General features: G+C 42.2%; 5 protein-coding genes. 2 read left to right on the top strand and 3 right to left on the bottom strand.

The window, feature by feature from the left end; all coding sequences use genetic code 11:
• Positions 1 to 6 precede the first annotated feature (6 nt).
• Positions 7 to 258 (top strand): KTSC domain-containing protein, encoded by a 252-nt coding sequence (locus QUB30_RS29380; protein WP_333341204.1) that lies wholly within the window; start codon positions 7 to 9, stop codon positions 256 to 258.
• Positions 259 to 503: 245 nt separating this feature from the next.
• Here the strand turns inward: QUB30_RS29380 and QUB30_RS29375 are convergent, their stop codons facing one another.
• Together QUB30_RS29375 and petL are read right to left on the bottom strand one after the other, a co-directional pair.
• Positions 504 to 5,966 carry an AAA family ATPase gene (locus tag QUB30_RS29375; protein WP_333341201.1) on the bottom strand — a complete coding sequence of 1,821 codons (5,463 nt, stop codon included), beginning with the start codon at positions 5,964 to 5,966 and terminating at the stop codon, positions 504 to 506.
• 723 nt (positions 5,967 to 6,689) lie between these two features.
• Positions 6,690 to 6,791 (bottom strand): cytochrome b6-f complex subunit PetL, encoded by a 102-nt coding sequence (gene petL / locus QUB30_RS29370; RefSeq protein ID WP_006633742.1) that lies wholly within the window; start codon positions 6,789 to 6,791, stop codon positions 6,690 to 6,692.
• Between the two features lie 77 nt (positions 6,792 to 6,868).
• On the opposite strand from petL, the gene aroB reads away from it, so the two are divergent.
• Positions 6,869 to 7,963, top strand: a complete 1,095-nt coding sequence (gene aroB / locus QUB30_RS29365; RefSeq protein WP_333341198.1) for a 3-dehydroquinate synthase — start codon at positions 6,869 to 6,871, stop codon at positions 7,961 to 7,963.
• 96 nt (positions 7,964 to 8,059) lie between these two features.
• Here aroB and QUB30_RS29360 read toward each other — a convergent pair whose 3' ends face one another.
• Positions 8,060 to 8,830: a tetratricopeptide repeat protein gene (locus QUB30_RS29360; protein ID WP_333341196.1), complete on the bottom strand. Its 771-nt coding sequence runs from the start codon at positions 8,828 to 8,830 to the stop codon at positions 8,060 to 8,062.
• Positions 8,831 to 9,007: the final 177 nt, after the last annotated feature.

Genomic DNA, 9,007 nt, shown 5'->3' with positions numbered 1-9,007 from the left:
ACATATATTTTGCTGCACAATAGATTTTTTCTGCCTCAGTTTCTAGCTGAGCCAGCTTTTCTTAGTCTCAACTCCAGTTATGACGAAACAACTTCTACTCTGGAGGTTGTTTTCAATAGTGGCAAAACCTATCTATATTCTGAAGTGCCGAATAATGTCTATTTAGAACTGATGGACTCTGATTCCAAAGGGAGTTACATGAGAGATTGTGTTATTGACTGCTATCCGTACCAACAGGTGAAGAAACGGCGGCGGTAAGTACGGCATTAATCTAGGCGTTTTGAATATCTAATCGTGATTTTTGCGATCGACGAACTCTAACCCAGATTTTTTGATTGTGGAGGTGAGAGGAACAATTGGAATTGTTGGATACTCACCCTTTGTTTAACACTCGGTGTCCCCAATCCGATCCTCCGTTTCCCAATTACGAAAATCCCGGTGAATTTTTAAGCCTATTTTAGTTTCCTCTTGACATCAATATTTGAGTCCCCCTCTAGCCCAAGTTATACCAGATAGTTTATCGGAATCTCAATTACAAAAATTGTTCCGCTGCTGACGGTCGAATCACAGGTTAATTTGCCCCCATGTTTTTTGATAATAGCATAGCTTACAGATAAACCCAAACCTGTACCGCTACCCACAGGTTTAGTTGTAAAAAATGGCTCGAATATGCGTTTTTGGATATGGGTAGGAATCCCACTACCATTATCAGCGATCGCAATTCTTACCAACTCTTTTTCTATGACTTCCGTCTGAATCTTAATAAAAGGATGTTTATTAGTTTTACTAACTTGTTTGAGAGCATCAAGAGCATTACTAATAATACTGAGAAATACCTGATTCATCTCACTCGCATAACAGGTGACACGAGGAAGGTTGCCATACTCTTTAATCAGTTGTACCTTGGGTTGATTATCACTTTCTTGGAAGCGGTTTTGTAAAATTAGTAAAGTGCTTTCCAGTCCGGCGTGTAAATCTACAGATTTCATGTCTGCTTCGTCTAAGCGCGAAAAATTACGCAAACTCAGGACAATTTGCTTGATCCGTTCGCTGCCTGCTTTCATTGATTGCAGAATGTTACTTAAATCTTCTCCGATGAATTCAAGCTCAATTTCCTCAATTTTCGCTTGAATTACTGAATTGTTTTCAGGATATTCTTGCTGATAAAGATCCAGCAACATCAGCAAATCTTTAACATAATTTTCAGTAGGCTGAATATTACTATGAATAAAAGTAACTGGATTGTTAATTTCGTGTGCTATCCCCGCTACGAGTTGACCGACGGCTGACATTTTTTCACTCTGAATTAGTTGTGCTTGGGTTTGTTGTAGATTTTTCAATGTTTGCTCTAAATCAAAAGCTTTTTGGCTTAACTCTTCTGTTTGTCGCTCTACTTCCGCTTCCAAGGTTTGAGAGTAGTTCTCTACTTGTTGATACAAACGGGCGTTTTCAATAGATATAGCAGCTTGAGCACTAAGAATTTGGAGGGTTTCGATGCGATCGCTTGTAAACGCTCCCACTGTTAGATTATTTTCTAAATACAAAATCGCGATCGATTTTCCCTGCTTGCTAATCGGAATACATAAAGCTGATTTAGGCTGCTGGGTGATGATATAGCGATCGCCTGCAAATTGAGTGGAAGCACTCAAGTTATCAAAAACCGCCGTTGTTTGACTTCTGGCTACATAATAAATCAAACTTTGGGGTAATTCTTGGCATTCAGCTAAAGGAATATGCCTCTTTTCTGTCTGGTTTTGAGCCGCTTTCGCCACTACTAACCATTTTTCCTCTTGATCGATCACTAAAATTCCGGTTTGCGCTCCGGCATGGGCGATCGCAATTTGCATCAAAGTGGCTAATAGTTTCTCTAATTCAATTTCCTGTGAAATAGCTTGTGCTGCTTTCATCACCGCCGGAAAATCCAACCATAAATTCTGGCTGTTGCTGTTACTGGTGCTACTTAAGCTTCTCACCAGCGTTGGAGAGATTGTTCCCTCAGATATGATAGCTCGTTTAGTCGGTTGGAGAATAGCTCCTAGTAGTTGGGGATAGTGTTGTTCTAAATAAGCAACTTTCGCCTTCGCACCCCATCGGGTGTAACAGTAGTATGCTTCCTCCATATATCCAGAAGCAAATTTTTCTTTGCCCCAGCCCAGATAAAATTTAGCTGCTAGTTCATTAGCTAACGCTTCTTCTTGGATATATTGGTTTTTTTTGGCTCCGGCAATTGCGCGATCGTACAAATCTCCGGCTTCATAATTCTTGCCTAAAACTCGGCATTTTTCGGCCTCTACTAAGTTAACTTTATGTTGGTAATTCATGGGAGCATGGTGCGCCCATTTCGCCAGTGTAGTTTGATGGGTTTCTACCTCCTCAAGAGTGTTAGCTCTATCAATCTCTGACTGCGTAGAAAATACGGCCCAGTAGGTTAACCCGGCATAAAAATGCAAAACAGGAGTGTGAATCATTGCAGTCGCTACCATCAAATATGCCTTAGCTTGGGGAATGTAGTCTAGGGCGTTGGTGTAGTTGCCAAAAAGATAGGCAAGCATTAGTTTGTAGTTACTGGCAACAGCGAGCGCAGTAAACTCACTATCCTGATGGTGTTGAGGAAACATCACGGTTTCATCATAAGCCTGACCGATTAACAAATCCGGTTGATTGACAATTTCCCTCAAGTTCTGCACCGTCTGTTGTGTCATCCTCACGTAAACCAGAGGAGAATATTGCTTGACAGCCTCTAAGGCAACACAGTAATTTTCTATTTCTGCTTCCCAAACATCAATCTCTACTCCTGAGAAAAAATTATTATATAAATAGCAACTGAAGCTAAAGCCAGCATTTAGAAAATCACCTGTTTCCATGCCGACCAAGTAGGCTTCTTTCTCCATTGGAATTGTTCCCCTCAGTGCTTCTTTGCGATGGTGGATAAAAGAGCTAAACCAATTTAAAGTCATACATTTAAATTCCCGCCAATTCAACTGATTGAATAAGCTCAGTGCTACTCGCCCAAAGCGATAACCTTGTTCTACTTCTCCAAAAAAATCAGACAGCACAATGCCATAACCCACATACCCGATTGTTGATGCGGGTGCATTGCCAAATTCGAGTGATAGACTGACCATTGTGGCGCAAAGCAGAGGCTGCAAGGCAGGATTTCCCATAAAAATAGCTGGAAACAAGATGCCTAACAGTTGCATGGCCGCCATTGTCCGAGGATCGCTCATTACAGGAAGGTTAACCAGTTCCTGAATCTGTTTACCCTCCATTTGACTGGCAAGGTTTTGCAGTGTAATGCGTGTCAAGGCTTCGTCAGTTTCACAGGGGAGTTCAATGCCCAATTGTGCTAGGGCATTTGTGCCGATAGTGATCGCTTCTAACATCTGACTCTGAGTTGTCAGTGCGTGAATTTGAATCTCAAATATTTTGACTTTATCGAGTATTGTTTTGGCCGATCGCAAAACCAGATCTACCATTTTTTCCCTACCATCAAAATCGGCATTCAAGTAGGCAGTTTCTGCCGCCGCTACATACAGATTGAGGGTTAATTCATACTGAGTTTGCCAACAGTCTGGGGTTAGCAACTCTATCCCTATTTGCACAAAACTTCTGGCGGCTGAATAGGCTGTAGAATTTCTGGCTTTCTGTCCGGCTGCTAAGTTTAGTCTGGCTAAGGCTTCTCGTTCTTCAGCTTGAGTAATTAACCCACTTCCTACATTCAAATGCCCGACAATATCAAATAGATTTTCTTCCTTTTCTATCTCTGATAAGTTTTGTTGGAGCAGTTGACCAATTTTGAGATGAGTTGCCTGTTTTTTGTTTTTTGGAATCAGAGAATAGGCAGCTTGTTGAACGCGATCGTGCAAAAATCTGTATCTAGCATTTTGTTTATTAGCATTTTTATTTTCTAGGCTGAAGTTATTATTTCCTTCAAGCTGATAAAACTTATAAACATTACTAATCGGTAAAATCAAACCCTCCTGCAATGCTCTCCATAACACAGTGGCTGCCTCTGTTTCCGATTGTTCTGAAACTATTGCCAAAGTATGCAAATCGAACTGCGCCCCACTACAAGCAGCCAACTTTAAGACATCCTGAGTTGGAATTGGTAATTTCTGCAATTGCCACGCCATGAATTCAACCACATCATCAGTAATTGCCAAGGCGTTGATTTGGGAAATATCGCACTGCCAATGCTGGATATCCCAATTAAAGGTAATTAACTTGTCATCGTGTAAAGCTTTGAGGAACTGAGTTGCAAAGAAAGGATTGCCCTTGGTTTTTTGATAAACTAATTTTGTCAAAGGCTGGGCAAGAGATAGTTCGCAATTTAGCGTATCTGCTACCAATTGATTAATATCCGATTCTCTTAATGGTGGTAATGTAATCGTATTTACCGTTGCCCCAGTTTTGAGCAGTTCATCTACGGTTAAGATAAATGGATGTACTGGTGACACTTCATTATCTCGATAAGCACCTAATATCAATAGATATCCTGTATCTTGTTGCCTCAATAATGAGAGCAAACTCAATGATGCAGAATCAGCCCATTGCCAGTCATCTAAAAACATCACCAAGGGATGTTCTTTACTGCTAAAAACTTTGACAAATTTTTGAAATAATAAATTAAAGCGATTTTGGGCTGCTGTTCCTGATAATTCTATGGCTGGTGGCTGTTTACCGATGATGTTTTCTAACTCAGGAATTACATCAATTAATACTTGCCCGTTTTCTCCCACTGCTGCGAGAATATTGGTTTTCCATGTTTGCAATTGCTCTTCTGATTCTGATAATAGTTGCCCGATTAAATCGCAAAAAGCTTGTACGAATGCTGAAAAGGGAATATTCCGTTGAAATTGGTCATATTTCCCTTTAATAAAATAGCCGCGTTGCCGGACAATGGGTTTATGCACTTCATTTACCACTGCGGTTTTCCCAATGCCTGAAAAACCCGCTACTAGCATCATTTCTGTTGTGCCATTGGCGACGCGATCGAAGGAATTTAATAGTTGATTGACTTCGGCTTCTCTTCCGTAGAGTTTTTCGGGAATTAGGAAGCGATCGCTAATATCTCGCTTTCCTATTTCAAAAGGTTCTATTGTGCCTGTAGTTTGTAGTTGAGCTAGACAGATTTCTAAATCGTGCTTAATTCCCAAGGCACTCTGATAACGATTTTCGGCATTTTTTGCGATCAGCTTACTGACAATTTCTGACAAAACTAGCGGAATTTCTGAATGAATTTGATGGATGGGTATCGGCTGTTTCGCGAGGTGACAATGTACCAATTCCATTGCATCTTCCGATCTAAATGGTAATGTTCCGGTCAATAATTTATAAAATGTCATTCCCAGAGAATAAAAGTCACTACGATAATCTATGCCTCGATTCATTCGACCAGTTTGTTCGGGAGAAAGATAGGCTAAGGTGCCTTCTAAATCATTAGTATTCTGAATCTCTTGGGTTTCTCTTGGTAGGAGAGAAGCAATACTAAAATCAATTAATTGGATTTTTTTTGTTGCGGGATCTATCAGAATATTAGCGGGTTTTATGTCTTTGTGTATGACTCTATTTTGGTATAAATAGTGCAGAATTTCGGTTATCTTAATAGATATCCTGAGAAATTCACCTAAAGGTAAATATTGATATTGGGGATTTTCATCCGTGGCTGTTTGGAGATAATCAGATAGGGAAATTCCACCAAAGTCTTCCATGACTAAGGCATAGCCATTGCCATATAATTCTAAGGTTAAGGGTTTGATAATACTAGGAAAGTCGAGATTTTTTGCAATGGTATATTGGTTGCGAAATTGAACGAGTTCGTTAAAGTTTGGGTATTCATTTCGTAGTAATTTGATGACTACGGGTTGTTGGTCACTGGTACGGATGCCTCGATAGACAAGGGTGCGCGTACCTGTGTATAATTGCTCTGTGATTTGATAATCGGGTAAGTTGGCGATCGCATTCATAATTTGTTAAGCTAATCTTAAGTTATTCTGTAGTGCTCCCCCAGTAGCAGGATTTACTTGTTTGGGATAAATTTCTAAACAAGGTTGATCGTCGCTAATTACTTGTCAAATATTATCATAGCGCTTGTTAAAACGCCCGCTTTGCAAGAATTGTGACCTTGTGTAAGTAGGTGCAGATATTTAAACAGAACTTAGGCGACGGCGGCTGAGGATGGATAAACTTGCGCCTACTCCCCGTACCTGCTCTGCTTTGACTTCCTGGTAGCGTCGCTTTGTTGTTATTTAATTTGAGGGATCGCTTTATGGCAAACATAGTTGGATATTCCAATTAATTCAGATGCCAGGGTGAGAGTTTTCACCTATAACTTGTTGCAACGAATAGGTTTAGGTAAATTTAGTAACATATTTGACTATCGGAGTCTTACTCTTTTGATTCGCAACAACTTCCCGCCTTACTTTCGTTTCATTTTACAAGATTTTTCGGGTCTGTTGCTGCGTGCCAAGAAGTATCTTCGGGATGAGATTAATTAGCGTTCGTCAAGGAATTGTCAGTCAGCCAAGAGTCTAATTAAGCTAGTTTTACTCTCAGGTTCTATCGACCGAAGCATTTGCGCGCCAAATCTCCAATTTTAATCATAGATTTTTGGGGCGCAAAGACTTCGCACGATCAAGACTTTTACCAGAGGTTTCAATCTCTGAGTTCCAAGTCACAAAGCAGGCGAATTAGATCAGTTTGACAGCCCGCAGACCAAACATCAGCACTGTCGCCAAGCCAATCATGCCGCCGAAAATCCCAAAATAAGTTATTGCTCCGCTAAGAGTCATTGCAATTTCTCCAAAACAATCAATAAAAAGACCTATAAGAACTATAATCTAAAATCTAATATCTAAATAAGATAAATATGCAATCGATAATTAAAGTTGACTTGGGATCGCAATCTTACAATGTTTGCGTGCGATCGGGCGGTTTAGACGAACTCGGCAGTCTGATGGGCGATCTAAGTTTGGGCAAAAAAGTGCTGCTGGTGTCGAATCAGTCGATTTTTCGGCAGTACGGCGAAAGAGCAACAGCAGCCCTCGAATCGGCCGGTCTGGAAGTCAGTAGCTGCATTTTACCACCGGGAGAACAGTACAAAACTTTAAATTCGGTGCAGAAAATTTACGGTGCGGCTTTGGCAAACCGTTTAGAACGTTCCTCGACTATGGTGGCTTTGGGCGGCGGGGTGGTGGGCGATATGACGGGTTTTGCTGCGGCGACTTGGCTGCGGGGAATTAATGTCGTGCAGGTTCCGACTTCGCTGCTGGCGATGGTTGATGCTTCTATTGGCGGCAAAACGGGGGTAAATCATCCTTTAGGGAAGAATTTAATCGGGGCTTTTCACCAGCCGCGTTTGGTGTTAATTGACCCGGATGTACTCAAAACTCTGCCGGCGAGGGAGTTTCGTTCGGCGATGGCGGAAGTGATTAAGTACGGGGTGATTTGGGATGTTGAATTGTTCGAGAAGTTGGAAAAGTGCAAGCGTTTGGATCAAATGCGCTATGTGAAGGCTGATTTGTTGGCTGAAATTTTGAGTAGGTCTTGCCAAGCTAAGGCTGAGGTGGTCAGCAAAGACGAGAAGGAATCGGGTTTGCGGGCGATTTTGAATTACGGACACACCATCGGTCATGCTGTGGAAAGTTTGACCAATTACAAGGCGATCAATCACGGGGAAGGAGTGGCAATCGGCATGGCTGCGTCAAGCCGATTGGCTGTGGAGTTGGGAATGTGGGATGCTGAGTGCGATCGCCGCCAGTCTGCTTTGATTGAAAAAGCGGGTTTGCCTGCCAAATTGCCTGCGGGTGTCGATGTTGAGGAAATTTTGCATACTTTGCAACTCGATAAAAAGGTGCAGGATGGCAAGGTGCGGTTTGTGTTGCCGGTTCGCTTGGGTGAGGCTGCTGTGAGCGATCGGGTGGATGGGGATTTGATTATACAAGTTTTGAAGGAAATGCTTTAAATTCTCGTTTTTGGGGTTGTTTAACGGCCACTGAACGCTGATTAACGCCGATCGCCAAAGATGTTTTTTCTTTCAATGTGCGATCGGCGCTTGAGTTTAGGAGTCGCTCGACTGCGAATTAATTTCCTCCAAAATTTTATCTACTCTGTTAGCAGCTTGAGTTCTACCTTGCTTGATAAATAACTCCTTAGCTTTTTTGAGGCTGGCTACTGCCTCCGCTTGGTTTTCCTTGTCTCCTTGCTGGTACAAACCGACTCCTAAATTGTTTAAAGCATCGGGATATTGATCGTTAATTTTAACGGCTTGTCTCCACTGAACAATTGCCTCGGGCAACTGCCCTTGACTTGCCATTGCCACGCCTAAATCGTTGTGAGCTTTTGCGTGCTGCGGGTTGACTTCAATTGCTTTTTGGAATAGAACGGTCGCATCGCTCATTTTACCTTGCCCCGACAGCATAGTTCCCAACTTGTAATAAGCATCCGCTTGTTTGGGATAGCGAGCGATTAGTTGCCTGTACAAAGCTTCGGCATTGACAATATTTCCTTGACCGTAAAGGTCGTTGGCAGTTCTCAAACCCAGTGTGTAGCCTTTACCTACAACTTCGCATTTTTTCTCGGAGTTGCCTTGCTGCTTGCAAATCCTGAGTTCGTCTCCCTTCATTTCGTAGGACATAACTTCCCGAACTGCCGGCCCGCGGCGCGGTGGCTGCAAGTTCTGCGACTGCAAGTTTTGCGAGAGTTGCAGGGCGATTGGTTGAGATTGTGCCGGTTGGGTCGCTGCGGCATTCCACATTCCTGCACCCACCAAAATGCTTGGGGCGATCCACCTCAAAGGTTTGAACAAGCGAAACTCTCGATCGTTTTTCATGTCTTTTGTGGAAACGTGTTGTTGATATCCTGGGTTTCACTAGCGCCGTAAGAGTCGGAGCAGATCCGGGCCCACCAGATGAAATAGTTAGTTATTAACAGTCGAGATATTTTAGCACTGTGTGGCCGAGTTTGAGTTAAATTAGAGTAGAATTCCGATCGATTCTCAGTCAACCTT

Source organism: Microcoleus sp. BROC3 (assembly GCF_036702515.1).
Lineage (GTDB): Bacteria > Cyanobacteriota > Cyanobacteriia > Cyanobacteriales > Microcoleaceae > Microcoleus.
Note: the sequence above shows the minus strand (reverse complement) of the source record. Positions and strands in the feature narration are given on the sequence as shown.

What these genes read in the sequence shown, in the direction of transcription:
- QUB30_RS29375 (WP_333341201.1), bottom strand. Translation starts at nt 5,966, where the DNA reads ATGAATGCGATCGCCAACTTACCCGATTATCAAATCACAGAGCAATTA.
- QUB30_RS29360 (WP_333341196.1), bottom strand. Translation starts at nt 8,830, where the DNA reads ATGAAAAACGATCGAGAGTTTCGCTTGTTCAAACCTTTGAGGTGGATC.
- aroB (WP_333341198.1), top strand. Translation starts at nt 6,869, where the DNA reads ATGCAATCGATAATTAAAGTTGACTTGGGATCGCAATCTTACAATGTT.
- petL (WP_006633742.1), bottom strand. Translation starts at nt 6,791, where the DNA reads ATGACTCTTAGCGGAGCAATAACTTATTTTGGGATTTTCGGCGGCATG.